Origin of the sequence: Polymorphospora rubra (genome assembly GCF_018324255.1) — a bacterium.
Taxonomy (GTDB): domain Bacteria; phylum Actinomycetota; class Actinomycetes; order Mycobacteriales; family Micromonosporaceae; genus Polymorphospora; species Polymorphospora rubra.
The window spans coordinates 7,265,770-7,282,652 of the sequence record NZ_AP023359.1 but is presented as its reverse complement, the minus strand read 5'-3'; the positions used below and the strand labels follow the sequence as shown (position 1 = coordinate 7,282,652).

At 70.6% G+C, this 16,883-nt stretch carries 1 protein-coding gene (running past one end of the window); it reads left to right on the top strand.

What is annotated here, in order from left to right:
• Positions 1 to 16,883, top strand: the 3' portion of a protein-coding gene (locus Prubr_RS31850; protein ID WP_212818804.1) for a non-ribosomal peptide synthetase. It extends 5,413 nt beyond the left edge of the window; the window shows 16,883 of its 22,296 coding nt (coding positions 5,414-22,296); the start codon falls outside the window, past its left edge; the stop codon is at positions 16,881 to 16,883.

Sequence of the window (16,883 nt, the reverse complement as noted above, 5' to 3'; positions counted from 1 at the left end):
ACGGGACGCTCTCGGCACCGCTGTCCCCCGGCGACCGGGGCGCCATCGGCCGTCCTGTCCGCGGCAGCCGAGTTTTCGTGCTGGACAGTGGCCTGCGGCCGGTCCCGGCCGGTGCGGTGGGCGAGCTCTACATCACCGGCCCGAGCGTGGCCCGCGGCTATCTCGACCGGCCGTCGCTCACGGCACAGCGGTTCGTGGCCTGCCCCTGGAACCCGGCGGAGCGGATGTACCGGACCGGCGACCGCGTGGCCTGGGCCGCCGACGGGCAGCTGGTGTTCGCCGGCCGCGCCGACGACCAGGTCAAGGTGCGCGGATTCCGGGTGGAGCCCGGGGAGGTCGAAGCCGTCCTGCTCGAGCAGGACGGCGTGCGGCAGGCCGTCGTGGTGGCTCGCCAGGACCGGCTGGTCGCCTACATCACCGGCGAAGCGGCGGGGCAATCCTTGCGCGAGGCGGTCGCCCGCCGACTGCCCCAGTACATGGTCCCCGCCACCGTGATGGTGCTCGCGGAGATGCCGGTGACGGTCAGCGGCAAGCTGGATCGGGCTGCTTTGCCGGAGCCGGAGTTTGCTGGTGGTGTGGGCCGGGCGCCGGTGTCGGTGCGGGAAGAGTTGTTGTGTGTGGCGTTTGCGCAGGTGTTGGGTGTTGAGCGTGTCGGTGTGGATGATGATTTCTTTGCCTTGGGTGGGCATTCGTTGTTGGCGACGCGGTTGGTGAGTCGGATTCGAAGTGTGCTCGGGGTGGAGGTGCCGCTGCGGTTGGTCTTTGACGCGCCGACTCCGGCGGGTGTGGCCGGGGGGTTGGTTGGTGCGGGTGAGGCGCGGCCGGCGTTGGTCGCGGGGGTTCGGCCGGAGCGGGTGCCGTTGTCGTTCGCGCAGCGCAGGTTGTGGTTCCTTGGCCAGTTGGAGGGGCCGAGCGCGACGTACAACATTCCGGTGGTGTTGCGTCTGCCGGTGGATGCTGATCGGGCTGCGGTGGCCGCGGCGTTGCGTGATGTGATCGTTCGGCATGAGGTGTTGCGTACGGTGTTCGTGGTTGCGGACGGGGAGCCGTATCAGGAGGTGATTTCTGAGGCTGGGTTGCGGTGGGAGTTGGAGACCGTTGCTGATGTCGAGGTGGTCACCGGGCATTGTTTCGACTTGGCTGTCGAGGTGCCGATCCGGGCGGGTCTGGTCGAGTCCGCGGGTGTGCTCACCTTGGTGGTGGTGGTGCATCACATTGCTGGTGACGGGTGGTCGATGGGGCCGTTGGCGCGTGATCTGTTGGTCGCGTATCAGGCTCGTTCGCGGGGTGAGGTTCCGCAGTGGGTGCCGTTGCCGGTGCAGTATGCGGATTACAGCTTGTGGCAGCGGGAGTTGCTTGGTGACGAGAATGATCCGGACAGTGTCCTGTCTCAGCAGGTGGCGTACTGGCGTGAGGTTTTGCGGGGTGTGCCGGAGGAGTTGACGCTTCCGGTCGATCATCGGCGTCCGGCGGTGGCCACGCATCGGGGTCACGCGGCCGGCGTGGTGTTGCCGGCCGGGTTGCATGCCGGGCTGCGTCGGCTGGCGCGTGAGCATGGGGTGACGTTGCACATGCTGTTGCAGTCGTCGGTGGCTGTGCTGTTGTCGAGGTTGGGTGCGGGCACCGATGTTCCGCTGGGGTCGGCGATCGCGGGTCGTACCGACGAAGCCGTCGACGACCTGGTCGGCTTCTTCGTCAACACGCTGGTGACCCGGGTGGACCTGACGGGCGACCCGACCGTGGCCGAGGTGCTGGCGCGGGTTCGGGAGGCGAATCTCGGCGGGTATGCGCATCAGGACGTGCCGTTCGAGCGGCTGGTGGAAGAGTTGGCCCCGGCGCGGTCGCTGGCTCGGCACCCGCTGTTCCAGGTCATGGTCACGGTGCAGGACACCGGCGACCAGACTGCCAACCCGCCCGGCGCAGTCGCCAAGTTCGACCTCGAGGTCTCCCTGACGGAGTCCTTCGCCGCCGACGGTGCGCCCGCCGGCCTCCACGGCCGGCTGCTGGGTGCCGCAGACCTGTTCGATGCTGAGACGGTCGAGGCGCTGGGCCAGCGCTTGTCCCGGGTGATCGATGCGATTCTGCGCGGCGTCACCCGGCGGATCTCCTCGATATCGGTGCTCGAGGCCGGTGAGCGGGAGTTGGTGCTGCGCGGGTTCAACGCCACGGCGCGCCCAGTGCCGTTCCGGTCCGTGGCTGAGCAGTTCGAGTGGTGGGCGCGGGAACGTCCGGACGCGGTCGCGGTCGTGTGTGACGGCGTGGAGGTCTCGTACGGGGAGTTGGATCGTCGTGCGCGCCGGGTTGCCGGCCATCTGCTGACCTGCGGTGTGGGTGCCGAGGAGGTGGTGGGTCTGCGGTTGCCGCGTGGCGCTGACATGGTGGCGGCGATTCTGGGAGTGTGGCAGGCAGGAGCGGCGTACGTGCCGCTCGACCCGCAGCTTCCGCTGGCGCGCCTTGATTTCATGGCGGCCGACAGCGGTGTCGCGGCGGTGTTGGATCACGTCGACTTCCCGGACGCCGGCGTCGTGACCGCCTCGGCCGGTAGGGATCAGCTGGCGTATGTGATCTACACATCCGGGTCGACGGGTGTGCCCAAGGGGGTGGCGGCCACACACGGTGGTCTGGTGAATCTGGTGGCGACGTTGACATCGTGGCTGGAGGCAGGGCCGGACAGCCGGATCCTGCAGTTCGCGTCGTTCAGCTTCGACGCGTCGGTGCTGGACGTGGCGGTCACGCTGAGCACCGGCGGCGCACTGGTGATCGCGACGGCCGAGGAGCGCAACGACCCCGGCGCGTTGACCCGGTTGATCAACGAGCAACGGGTGAGCGCCACGAGCGTGGTGCCGTCGCTGCTGAGCACGCTGGACCCGGCGCAGGTGGCGCGGTTGTCGCCGCTGGTCATCGGTGCCGAGGCGATTAGCGGGCCGCAGGCGCGGGCGTGGAGCCGGGACCGGGTGCTGGTGAACACGTACGGGCCGACCGAGGCGACGGTGATGGTCACCGCCGGCCCTGTGGGCGCCGACGACACTGTCGTGGCGATGGGCGCACCACTGGCCAACATGCGCGCCTATGTGCTGGACGGTGCGCTGCAGCCGCTGCCGGTAGGTGTGACTGGTGACCTGTACGTGGCCGGTGTTCAGGTGGCTCGTGGCTATCTGGGCCGGCCGGGATTGACGGCGGAGCGGTTCGTGGCATGCCCGTGGGGTGATGGCGAGCGGATGTACCGCACGGGTGACCGGGCGCGGTGGACCGCCGACGGGCAGTTGGTGTTCGCCGGACGTGCCGACGACCAGGTGAAGATTCGTGGGTTCCGTATCGAGCTTGGTGAGGTGGAAACCGTTCTGCTTCAGCAGCCGGGCGTGCGCCAGGCCGCGGTGGTCGTACGGGACGAGCGGTTGATCGCCTACATCGTCGGGTCACTGGAACTTGACGCGTTGGCGCAGCGGTTGCCGCGGTACATGGTGCCGTCAACGGTGGTGGTGCTTGAGGAGTTGCCGTTGAACGCGAACGGCAAGCTGGATCGGGCTGCTTTGCCGGAGCCGGAGTTTGCTGGTGGTGTGGGCCGGGCGCCGGTGTCGGTGCGGGAAGAGTTGTTGTGTGTGGCGTTTGCGCAGGTGTTGGGTGTTGAGCGTGTCGGTGTGGATGATGATTTCTTTGCCTTGGGTGGGCATTCGTTGTTGGCGACGCGGTTGGTGAGTCGGATTCGAAGTGTGCTCGGGGTGGAGGTGCCGCTGCGGTTGGTCTTTGACGCGCCGACTCCGGCGGGTGTGGCCGGGGGGTTGGTTGGTGCGGGTGAGGCGCGGCCGGCGTTGGTCGCGGGGGTTCGGCCGGAGCGGGTGCCGTTGTCGTTCGCGCAGCGCAGGTTGTGGTTCCTTGGCCAGTTGGAGGGGCCGAGCGCGACGTACAACATTCCGGTGGTGTTGCGTCTGCCGGTGGATGCTGATCGGGCTGCGGTGGCCGCGGCGTTGCGTGATGTGATCGTTCGGCATGAGGTGTTGCGTACGGTGTTCGTGGTTGCGGACGGGGAGCCGTATCAGGAGGTGATTTCTGAGGCTGGGTTGCGGTGGGAGTTGGAGACCGTTGCTGATGTCGAGGTGGTCACCGGGCATTGTTTCGACTTGGCTGTCGAGGTGCCGATCCGGGCGGGTCTGGTCGAGTCCGCGGGTGTGCTCACCTTGGTGGTGGTGGTGCATCACATTGCTGGTGACGGGTGGTCGATGGGGCCGTTGGCGCGTGATCTGTTGGTCGCGTATCAGGCTCGTTCGCGGGGTGAGGTTCCGCAGTGGGTGCCGTTGCCGGTGCAGTATGCGGATTACAGCTTGTGGCAGCGGGAGTTGCTTGGTGACGAGAATGATCCGGACAGTGTCCTGTCTCAGCAGGTGGCGTACTGGCGTGAGGTTTTGCGGGGTGTGCCGGAGGAGTTGACGCTTCCGGTCGATCATCGGCGTCCGGCGGTGGCCACGCATCGGGGTCACGCGGCCGGCGTGGTGTTGCCGGCCGGGTTGCATGCCGGGCTGCGTCGGCTGGCGCGTGAGCATGGGGTGACGTTGCACATGCTGTTGCAGTCGTCGGTGGCTGTGCTGTTGTCGAGGTTGGGTGCGGGCACCGATGTTCCGCTGGGGTCGGCGATCGCGGGTCGTACCGACGAAGCCGTCGACGACCTGGTCGGCTTCTTCGTCAACACGCTGGTGACCCGGGTGGACCTGACGGGCGACCCGACGATCGGGGACCTGCTGGACCGGACACGGCGGATCAGCATCGACGGGTACGCGCATCAGGACGTGCCGTTCGAGCGGCTGGTCGAGATTCTGGCGCCGGCCCGCGCGCTTGGCCGGCATCCGCTGTTCCAGGTCATGGTCACGTTGCAGGACGCCACCGGCGTGGCGGCCGGTGCGGGCGGCGGGGCGGCCGCCGCGAAGTTCGACCTGGAGGTGTCGCTCTCCGAGACGTTCGACGCCGAAGGCGCTCCGGCCGGACTGCGGGGGCGTCTGCTGGGCGCGGCGGACCTGTTCGACGCCGAGACGGTGGAAGCGTTGGCCGACCGGCTGGTCCGGGTGATCGAGGCGATGGCCGAGGCCCCCGATGAGCGGGTGTCGTCGATCCCGATCCTGACGGCCGGCGAGCAGGACCGGATCCTGCACGGCTTCAACGACACGGTGGTGGAGCTGCCGCAGACGTCGATGGTCGATCGGTTCGCCGAGTGGGCTCGGAAACGTCCGGAGGCGACGGCGGTGTTCTGTGACGGTGTCGAGGTCAGCTATGGCGAGCTGGACCGACGCGCCGCGCGGGTAGCCGGCTATCTGCAAAACCGTGACGTGGGTGTCGAAGACGTCGTGGGGTTGCGGCTGCCGCGCGGAATCGCCATGATCACGGCGATCCTGGGTGTGTGGAAGGCCGGTGCCGCCTACCTTCCGCTGGATGTGGGCTATCCGCAGGATCGATTGGACTTCATGCGGGCCGACAGCGGAGCCCGTCTGGTGCTCGACGACGTCGAGGTCGACGGCGAGCCAGCGGACGTGGAGATCAGGCCGGACCAGCTCGCCTACGTCATCTACACCTCGGGTTCGACGGGTCGGCCGAAGGGCGTGGCGGCCACGCAGGGCGGTTTGACGAATATGGTGTCGGCGTTGGGGCCGTGGTTGCAGGCGGGTCCAGAGAGCCGGATCCTGCAGTTCATGTCGTTCAGCTTCGACGCGTCGGTGCTGGACGTGGCGGCGACGTTGAGCACTGGTGCCACGCTGGTGATCGCGACGTCCGAGCAGCGCGATGATGCCGAGGCGCTGACAGCGTTGGTGGAGGGGCAACGGGTGACGGCGGCCAGTGTGGTGCCGTCGTTGCTGGGCACGTTGGAGGCACGGTCGTGGCCCGGAGTGTCGGCGATGATCGTTGGTTCGGAGGCGTTGTCGGCGCGACTGGCCGACGAGTGGTCGGCGGGTCGTAGGTTGCGGCATGCGTACGGCCCGACGGAGTCGACGGTGATCGTGGCGTCGGCCGAAATGTCACCGGGCCAGTCGGTGGTGCCGATCGGTGGGCCTGAGGCCAACAGTCGCCTGTACGTGCTGGACGACCGTCTGCGGCCGGTTCCGGTCGGTGTGGTGGGCGAGGTGTACGTGGCCGGTGCACAACTGGCCCGCGGCTACCTGGGCCGCCCAAGGCTGACCGCCGAGCGGTTCGTGGCTTGTCCCTGGAACAGCGGGCAGCGGATGTATCGCACCGGCGACCGTGCCCGCTGGACAGCTGGAGGGCAGCTGGTCTTCGCCGGTCGTGCGGACGATCAGGTGAAGATTCGTGGGTTCCGCATCGAACCGGGCGAGATAGCGGCCGTTCTGCTGGGTCAGCCGGGCGTGCGGCAGGCCGCCGTGGTGGTCCGGGAGGACCGGCTGATCGCCTACGTGGTAGGCGAAGCGGCTGGACTACAGGAGGCATTGGCCCAGCGGCTGCCCCGGTACATGGTGCCTTCCGCGTTCGTACTCCTCGAAGAGCTGCCGCTGTCGATGAACGGCAAGCTCGATCGGGCGGCGCTTCCGGCCCCGCGCTTCGAGGGAGGAGCGGGCCGGGCCGCCGCGACGGTGCAGGAGGAGCTCGTCTGCGCCGCCTTCGCCGAAGTGCTCGGCGTCGAGCAGATCGGCGTGGACGACGACTTCTTCGCCTTGGGCGGCCACTCGCTGCTGGCGACGCGCCTGGTCAGCCGGATCCGCTCGGTGCTCGATGCGGAGCTGCCCCTGCGCTCGGTGTTCGACGCACCGACCCCGGCCGGCATCGCGGCCCGCCTCGTGACGGCCGATACCGCCCGGCCGGCCCTGGCGGCCAGGAAGCGTCCGCAGCGGGTGCCGTTGTCGTTCGCGCAGCGCCGCCTGTGGTTCCTCGCCCAGCTGGACGGCCCGAGTTCGACGTACAACATTCCGACGGTGCTTCGCCTGTCCGAAGACGTCGACCGGGCCGCCCTGGCCGCCGCCTTGCGCGACGTCATCGGCCGGCACGAGGTTCTGCGCACGGTCTTCGAGGCTGTCGACGGCGAGCCGTACCAGCGGGTCGTCCCGGACGCCGAGGTGTTCTGGGAGCTGGAGGCCATTGACGTCTCCGACCACTGTTTCGACCTGGCCACCGAGCTGCCGATCCGGGCCGCGCTCGTCGACGGCCACACGTTGGTGGTCGTGGTGCACCACATCGCCGGCGACGGTTGGTCGATGGGTCCGCTGGCCCGCGAGCTGTCCACGGCCTATGCCGCCCGAGTGCGGGGTGAGGCGCCGGAGTGGGAGTCGTTGCCGGTGCAGTACGCGGATTACACGCTGTGGCAGCGGGAGGTGCTCGGCGACGAGAACGACCCCGACAGCGCGCTGTCGCGGCAGGTGGCCTACTGGCGCGAGGCCTTGCGGGGCGTGCCGGAGGAGCTTCAGCTCCCGGTCGACCGGCCGCGTCCCGCCACCGCCTCACACCGAGGCCACCACGTGCCGGTGGAGATCTCCCCGGACGTGCACCACCGGCTGCGGCAGCTGGCGCGCGAGCACGGCGTGACCGTACACATGCTGCTGCAGGCATCCGTCGCGACGCTGCTGTCGAGGCTGGGCGCCGGCACCGACATCCCGTTGGGTTCGGCGATCGCCGGGCGCACCGACGAGGCCCTCGACGGGCTGGTTGGGTTCTTCGTCAACACCTTGGTGACCCGGATCGACCTGTCCGGCGACCCGACCTTCGGCGACGTGCTCGAGCGGGTGCGCGAACGCGGCCTCGAAGCCTACGCGCACCAGGAGGTCCCCTTCGAGCGCCTGGTCGAGGTGCTCACCCCGGCCCGCTCCCTGGCCAGGCACCCGCTGTTCCAGGTGATGGTGACCCTGCAGAACAACGCCCGCCCGGCCCTGGACCTGCCCGGGGTGCGCCCCACCGGCCCGGCGGACGACGAAGGCGCGGCGGCGGTCACCGCGGCGAAGTTCGACCTCGAGGTGACCCTCTCGGAGTCCCTGGCACCCGGAGGCGTCCCCGGCGGGATGCGCGGCTCGTTGCTGGCCGCGGCCGACCTGTTCGATGCCGGCACGGCACGGCGCCTGGCCAGCTGGCTGACGCGCGTGCTGGATGCGCTGTCGGAGGCGCCCCGGACCCGGCTGTCGGCGGTGCCGCTGCTCGGTGACGACGAGCGCGACCGGCTGCTGCACGCGTTCAACGACACCACGGCGGACGTGCCCGCGCTGACGGTGCCCCAGCAGTTCGACCGGAGGGTCCGCGAACACCCCGACGCCCCCGCGGTGTGGTGCGACGGCGACGGCGTCAGCTACGGCGAGCTGGACCGGCGCGCCCGACGGATCGGGGGCTACCTCGTGTCCCGTGGCGTCGGCGCCGAGGACGTCGTCGGCATTCGCCTGCCCCGCGGCGTGCACATGATCGCGGCCATCCTCGGTGTGTGGCAGGCCGGGGCGGCCTACCTGCCGCTGGATGCGGAGTACCCGCCGGAGCGATTGGAGCTCATGCTGGCCGACAGCGGCGCCAAGCTGGTGCTGGACGAGCGGACCATCGTCGGCGGCACCGAGGCCCCAACCGCCTCGATCCGACCGGGGCAGCTGGCGTACGTGATCTACACATCCGGATCAACCGGACGGCCCAAGGGCGTCGCCGCCACCCATGACGCGCTGACCAACCTGGCGGCGGCGGCGTCACCGCTGCTGGAAGCCGGGCCGCGGAGCCGGATCTTGCAGTTTGCCTCGTTCAGCTTCGACGCTTCGGTCCTCGACGTCGCCGTGGCGCTGTCCAGTGGCGCCTGCCTGGTTGTCGCGAACGCCGAGCAACGCACCGACCCGGCCGCGCTCACCGACCTGATCACCCGGCAGGGCGTGAACACGGCGAGCGTCGTGCCGTCGCTGCTGAGCACGCTCGACCCCGAGAGCCTCGCCGGCGTGTCCCCGCTGCGAGTGGGCGCCGAGCCGATCTCCGCGGAGCAGGCGGCCCGATGGAGTGCGGGGCGACGGCTGGTCAACTCGTACGGGCCGACCGAGACCACCGTGATCGTCACGGCCGCCTCCGCCGAAGGGGCCATGGCGCCGATGGGCGCGCCGCTACCGAATACGCGGGCCTACGTGCTGGACGAACGGTTGCGGCCGGTACCGGTGGGGGTGACCGGCGAGCTGTACCTGGCCGGCGCCCAGCTGGCACGCGGCTACCTGGGGCGCGCCGGATTGACGGCGCAGCGGTTCGTCGCCTGCCCCTGGCACCGCGGGCGCCGGATGTACCGCACCGGAGACCGCGTGCGGTGGACCGCCGACGGACGCCTGGTCTTCGTGGGCCGCGCCGACGATCAGGTCAAGATCCGCGGATTCCGGATCGAGCCCGGCGAGGTGCGTGAGGCGCTCGCGTCGTGTGCGGGCGTGCGCCAGGCGGCCGTGGTCACCCGTACCGAAAACGGCGAGAACCGGCTGGTTGCGTACGTGGTCGCGGACGATCCCCGGTTGACGCCCGAGACGCTGCGTGAGGAGCTCGGCCGGCGGCTGCCGCGATACATGCTGCCGTCGGCGACGATGCTGCTGGACGAGCTGCCGACGACCGTCAACGGCAAGCTTGACCGGAACGCGCTGCCCGACCCCGAGACGACCGACGGGACGGGACGGGCACCGGCGACCGCGCGGGAAGAGCTGCTGTGCGTCGCCTTCGCCCAGGTCCTCGGCCTCGACCGGGTGGGGGTCGACGACGACTTCTTCGCGCTGGGCGGCCACTCCCTGCTCGCGACGCGCTTGGCCAGCCTGGTCCGGCGCCTGCTGGGCGTGGAGCTTCCGCTGCGCCTGGTGTTCGAGGCGCCCACCCCGGCCGGGATCGCCGCGGGCCTGACCCGCGCGGACGGGGCCCGGCTCGCCCTGGCGGCGCGGCCGCGTCCGTGGCGGGTGCCGCTGTCGTACGCGCAGCGCCGGATGTGGTTCATCAGCCAGCTCGAAGGCCCCAGCCCGACCTACAACATGCCGATCGTGCTGCGCCTGCCGGCGGACGTCGACCGGGCCGCCCTGGCTGCCGCCCTGCGCGACGTCATCGGCCGGCACGAGGTGCTGCGTACGGTGCTCGAGGTCGCCGACGGGGAGCCGTACCAGCGGGTGATCGGAGAGGACGAGGTCCGCTGGGAGCTGGAGACGGCCGACGTCACCGGGCACTGCTTCGATCTGGCGGTGGAGCCGCCGATCCGCGCCGCGCTGCTCGCGGACCTGACGCTGGTCGTGGTCGTGCACCACATCGCCGGCGACGGGTGGTCGATGGCGCCGCTGATCCGGGACCTGTCCCACGCCTACGAGGCGCGGGCGCGGGGCGAGGCACCACGGTGGGAGCCGCTGCCGGTCCAGTACGCGGACTACACGCTCTGGCAGCGCGACCTGCTCGGCGACGAGAACGACCCCGACAGCCTGCTGGCCCGGCAGATCGCCTACTGGCGTACGGAACTGGCGGACGGCCCCGAAGAGCTTCCGCTGCCGACCGACCGGCCCCGCCCGCCGGTCGCCACCCACCGTGGCCACGCCGTCCGGCTGAACTTCGCGCCCGAGCTGCACGCACGGCTGCGGCGGCTGGCCCGCGAGCGCGGCGTGACCGTCTACATGGTGTTCCAGGCGGCGTTGGCCGCGACGTTGTCCCGGCTCGGCGCGGGCACCGACATCCCGATCGGTTCGGCCGTGGCCGGACGCACCGACGAGGCCCTGCACGACCTGATCGGATGCTTCGTCAACACCCTGGTGATCCGCAGCGACCTCTCGGACGACCCCGCCTTCGGCGAGTTGCTGGAGCGGGTGCGGCAGAAGGGCCTCGACGCGTACGCGCACCAGGACGTGCCGTTCGAGCGGCTTGTCGAGAAGATCGCACCGTCCCGGTCGATGGCCCGGCAGCCGCTGTTCCAGGTGATCCTCACGTTCCAGGACACGAGAACCGTCGCGGGGCTGGCCGCTACGCGACTCGGCGAGCCGATCACCGCGCTGCCCGAGGGCCAGGTCGCGGCAAAGTTCGACCTGACCGTGCTCGCCGGGGAGATGGTCGACGAGCACGGCGCGCCGGCGGGCATCACCGGCATGGTGAGCGGCGCGGCGGACCTGTTCGACGCACGGACGGTCGAGATGATCGCCGGATGCCTGCTGCGGGTGCTCGCGACGGTGTCCGCCGATCCGCTCGTACGTGTCTCGGACCTGGACATCCTGGCCGACGGCGAGCGCGAGCGCGTGCTGCACGGGTTCAACCGCGTCGAGTCACCGGCGTCGGCGTCGCCGCTGATGGAGGCGTTCGAGCGGGTGGTGCGGGAGCGTCCGGACGCGGTGGCGGTCGGGACGTTGTCGTACGGGGAGTTGGGTGAGCGGGTTGGTCGTTTGGCGTCGGTGTTGCGCGCCGAGGGCGTCGGCGTGGAATCGGTGGTGGCTCTGTGTCTGCCGCGGGGGGTCGACACGGTGGTGGCGATTCTGGCGGTGTGGCGGGCTGGCGGCGCGTATCTGCCGATCGATGTGAAGCTTCCGGCCGATCGGATCGCTTACCTGATCAGCGACAGCCGTCCTGTGGTCACGTTGTCCACGTCGGAGATCGTGGAGGATCTTCCGGTGGGCCGGCATCGGATGCTGGTGCTCGACGATGCGTTGACGCGGATGCGGTTGGCGGCTGCGGCGCCGGTGGGTGGTGCTGCGCCGTTGGCAGGTCAGGCCGCGTATGTGATCTACACGTCGGGTTCGACGGGGCGTCCGAAGGGGGTGACGGTAACCCACGCCGGCCTGAGCAATTACGTGGCGGCCGTGACCGATCGCCTGGGCTGGGGTGTGCCGGGCGAGCGGTACGCGCTGTTGCAGGCACAGGTGACGGACCTGGGTAACACGACGCTGTTCGCGGCTTTGGCCACCGGTGGCAGCGTGCACATTCCCGACGAGGAGCTGGTGGCGGATGCTGCTGGGCTGGCGGGTTTCCTGCGCGAGCAGCGGATCGATCATGTCAAGGCGGTGCCGTCACAGGTCGCGGCGTTGGCATCGGCCGGCGTCGACGGGGTCCTGCCGCGGCGGTCGTTGGTGCTCGGTGGTGAGGCGACGCCGCCGGAGCTGGCGACCCGGCTGCGCGAGGCGGCTGCCGGTCAGCGGATCTTCAACCATTACGGGCCGACGGAGACGACGATCGGTGTGGCCGCCACCGAGCTCGACGGCACCGTCGGTACGCCGTTGGCCGGGACCAGGTTCTTCGTGCTGGACGAGTCGTTGCGGCCGGTTCCGATCGGGGTGACCGGGGAGTTGTACGTCGCGGGTGAGCAGCTTGCCCGGGGCTACCACGCCGCGGTTCTGACGGCGCAGCGGTTCGTGGCGTGTCCTTGGGACACCGGTCGGCGAATGTATCGCACGGGGGACCGGGCGCGGTGGACCGTGGCCGGGCGGCTGGTGGTCGCGGGCCGGGTGGACGAGCAGGTGAAGATTCGTGGCCACCGGGTCGAGCCTGGCGAGCTCCGCAACGTGCTGCTCGAGCTGCCGGGGGTCGCGCAGGCTGCGGTCGTGGCACAGGCCGACGCGGCGGGCGACATGCGGTTGGTTGCCTATGTCGTGCCGGAGGACGCGGACGCCGATCCCGCCGGGTTCAAGTCGGCGCTGGCGGCCCGGTTGCCGGACCACATGGTCCCGTCGGCGGTGGTTCTGCTCGAGGCGATTCCCTTGACGAACAACGGCAAGCTCGATCGGGCCGCCTTGCCCGCGCCTGATCAGAAACGGGCCGTCGGCCGGGCGCCGGCGAACCCGCAGGAGGAGATCCTGTGCGCGGGCTTCGCGGAGGTGCTGGGTGTGGAGAGCGTCGGGGTGGATGACGACTTCTTCGCCCTGGGCGGGCATTCGCTGCTGGCGGTGGCGCTGGTGGAATGGCTGCGCCGGCACGCGGTCTCGGTGTCCGTGCGCGGGTTGTTCCAGTCACCCACGCCGGCGCAGTTGGCCGAGCTGACCGGTCCGCCCGTGGTCGTGGTGCCGCCGAACCTGATTCCGGTGGGCGCGGAGCGGATCTCGGCGGAGATGGTGCCGCTGGCGGGCTTGTCGGACGAGCAGTTGGCGGTGGTGGTGGGGCAGGTGCCGGGTGGGGCGGCGAATGTGGCGGACGTGTATCCGTTGGCGCCGTTGCAGGAGGGCATTTTCTTTCATTACCTGTTGCAGGCGGGTTCGGGTTCGGATGTGTACGCGTCGCCGCGGGTGGTGCGGTTCGTGTCGCGGGAGCGGTTGGATGCGTTCCTCGACGCGTTGCGGCAGGTGATTGCGCGGCATGACATCTATCGCACGGCGATCGTGTGGGAAGGCCTGCCCGAGCCGGTGCAGGTGGTCGTCAGGGAGGCAAGCCTGCCGGTGGAGGAGGTCGTTCTCACCTCCGACGGTGATCCGGTCGCGCACCTGCGGGAAATGGCCGAGCAGCGGATGGATGTCCGCCGGGCCCCGTTGATGAATATCCATGTCGCGGCCGAGCCGGGGTCGGGGCAGTGGCTGATGCTGTTGCGCATCCATCACCTGGCGCAGGACCACACGACCCAGGACGTGCTGCTGCGCGAACTGGCCGCGATCCTCGGCGGCGCCGGCGATGCGCTTCCCGAGCCGGTGCCGTTCCGCGAGTTCGTGGCGCAGGCGCGGCTGGGTGTGCCACGGCAGGAGCACGAGCGGTACTTCGCCGGACTGCTCGGCGACGTCACGGAGACGACCGCCCCGTACGGGCTCATGGACGCCCACGGTGACGGCAGTGACGTACGGCGGGCGTACCTGGAGGTGGAGGGAAAGATCGCCGGGCAGGTGCGGGAGGTTGCTCGCGGGCTGGGCGTGAGTGCGGCGACGGTGTTCCATCTGGCGTGGGCGCGGGTGCTGGCGGCGGTCAGTGGTCGTGACGACGTGGTGTTCGGCACGGTGTTGTTCGGTCGGATGAACGCGGGTGCCGGCGCGGATCAGGTGCCGGGCCTGTTCCTGAACACGTTGCCCGTACGGGTGCGGGTGGGGAATGCGGATGTGGGTGCGGCGTTGCTGGCGTTGCGTGACCAGCTGGCGTGGCTGCTGGTGCATGAGCACGCGCCGTTGTCGTTGGCGCAGCAGGCCAGTGGTGTCCCGGGTGGCACGCCACTGTTCACCTCGATCCTCAACTACCGCCACAGCCAGCGGGCCGCGAACCAGCCGGACCGCGACGGCGGCAACGTCTTCGCCGGCATGCGGATGCTGCAGAGCACGCAGGCGACCAACTACCCGATCGCCGTGGCCGTCGACGACAACGGCAGCGGCTTCGGGCTGACCGTGGAGGCCGCCGCGGGGGCTGACGCCGACGCGGCCTGCCGGCTGCTGCACACCTGTCTCGGCGACCTGGCGGCCGCGCTCGACGGGGACGCGCAGCGGCGCCTCTCCTCGGTGGCGGTGCTCGATGTCGCCGCCCGTTGGCGGATGCTGGCCGACTGGAACGACACGGCGGTGCCGGTCACGGCGTGCACCGTGGCGGAACTCTTCGAGGCCCGGGCGGCTGCCGCGCCGGAGGCGGTAGCCGTGGTGGAGGAGGGCGCCGAGATCTCGTACGGCGAGCTCGACGTCCACGCGAACCGCCTGGCCCGCCGCCTGCTCACCACCCTGTCCGGCCCCGAGGCCCGGGTCGGTGTCTTCCTCGGCCGCGGCATCGCACTCCAGGTGGCCCTGCTGGCGGTGGCCAAGGCCGGTGGCGCGTACGTCCCGCTGGACCCCGACTACCCGCCGGAGCGGCTGGCCTACGTGGTCGATGACGCCGGGCTCGAGGCGGTGGTGACGACGGCCGCCCTGGCGGAGGTGCTGCCTGCCGGGGTCACCCGGATCGTCCTGGACGACCCGGCGACGCGCGACTCCCTGGCGAAGTTCGCCGCGGGGCCGTTGAGCAGCGCCGAACGCGGCACGCTGCGGCCGGCTCAGGCCGCGTACGTCATCTACACCTCGGGTTCGACCGGGCGGCCCAAGGGCGTGCTCGTGTCGCACACCGGCGTGGCCGACCTGATCGGCGGGCACGTGTGGGCCTTCGGTGTCGGGCCGGGCTCCCGGGTCGCGCAGTTCGCCTCGGCCGCGTTCGACACCTTCGGCTGGGAGTGGATGATGGCGCTGCTCACCGGCGCCACGTTGGTCGTCGTGCCGGCCGAACGGCGCCTCGGCTCCGCCCTGCCGGAGTACCTCGGCGAGCAACGTGTCACCCATGCGACGCTGCCACCCGCGGTGCTCGCGACCCTCGACGAGACCTCGATCGCCGCCGGCACCGTCGTCATCGTGGCGGGCGAGGCCTGCCCCCCGGACGTGATGAGGCGCTGGGCGCGCGGGCACGTCATGTTCAACTCGTACGGGCCGACCGAGACGACCGTCGACGCCACCCTGTGGCGCTGTGACCCCGATGCCGACGCGGTCGCCATCGGTTCTCCGGTGCACAACACCCGGGTGTACGTGCTCGACGAGCATCTCCAGCCGGTCCCGGTGAACGTGGCGGGCGAACTGTACGTGGCGGGCACCGGCCTGGCACGCGGTTACCTCGGCCGTCGGGGGCTGACTGCCACCCGTTTCATCGCCGACCCGTACGGGCGTCCCGGCGAGCGGATGTACCGTACGGGCGACCGGGTGCGCTGGACCGCCGCGGGCGACCTGCTGTTCGCGGGGCGCACCGACGACCAGGTGAAGATCCGTGGGTTCCGCATCGAACCGGGCGAGATCGAGGCGGTGCTCGCCGCCTGTCCCGGCGTGCGGCAGGCGGCGGTGGTCGTCCGGGAGGACCGGCCCGGCGACAGACGGCTGGTCGCGTATGTCGCTGCCGCGGATCCGGACCTGACCGCTGCCGGAGTACGCGCCTCGGCCGCGCAACGGCTGCCGCAGTACATGGTGCCGGCGGCGGTCGTGCTGCTCGACTCGCTTCCCCTGACGGTGAACGGAAAACTGGATCGCCGGGCGCTGCCCGAGCCGGAATACGGCGGTGCCGGCGGTTCCACCCCCGCTCGTGGTCCCGCCGGTGCCCTCGAGGCCACGATCTGCGCCGCGTTCGCTGAGGTGCTCGGGCTGCCCGAGGCCGGGGTCGATGACGACTTCTTCGCGCTGGGCGGCCACTCGCTGCTGGCGGTGTCGCTCATGGAACGGCTCCGGCTCCGGGGCGTCTCGGTGAGCCTGCGGACCATCGTCATGAATCCCACCCCGGCGCGTCTGGTCGGCGCCCTGGACCTCGCGTCGGTGCGCGACGCGCTCGGCGGCCTGCTGCCGATCCGGACCACCGGTGACCGGCCGCCGTTCTTCCTGATCCACCCGGCCGGCGGCCTCAGTTGGTGCTATCTGCCGCTGGCCCGGCACGTGCCCGGCGACTACCCGCTGTACGGCCTTCAAGCCACCGGCGTCGACGGCACCGGTGAACCGGCGGCCTCGGTGCCCGAGATGGCAGCCGACTACATTCGGCGGATGCGCTCGGTGCACGGCGGCGGCCCCTATCACGTGGTCGGCTGGTCGTTCGGCGGGACACCAGCGCACGAGGTGGCGGTGCAACTGCGCGCGGCCGGCGAAGAAGTGTCGTTGATCCTGATGGACGCCTACCCGCCGGAGGACGGAACCGCTCCCGCCCCGGCACTGGAAGCGGCGTCGCAGCTCGACACGGACACGGTCGCCCGGGTCCGCGCCGAGCTCGGCGACCTGCTCGGTGGCTTCTCCGACGAGGAGCTGCTACGGATGGCGGCCATCTACCGCAACAACGCGGCGCTGCGCGCCGGCCACACCTACGGCCGCTTCGACGGGGACACGCTCCTGCTCGTCGCCACCGAGGGCAAGCGGCCGGACTTCTCCGTCGAGGGCCGCTGGCAGCCCTACCTGTCCGGCCTGGTCACCACGGTCGGCCTGCCGTGTGCGCACTCGGACATCGTGCGCCCGGACATGCTGGGACTGGTCTGGGAAGCCGTCGCCGCCTGGCTCGGCCGTACTGCCTGA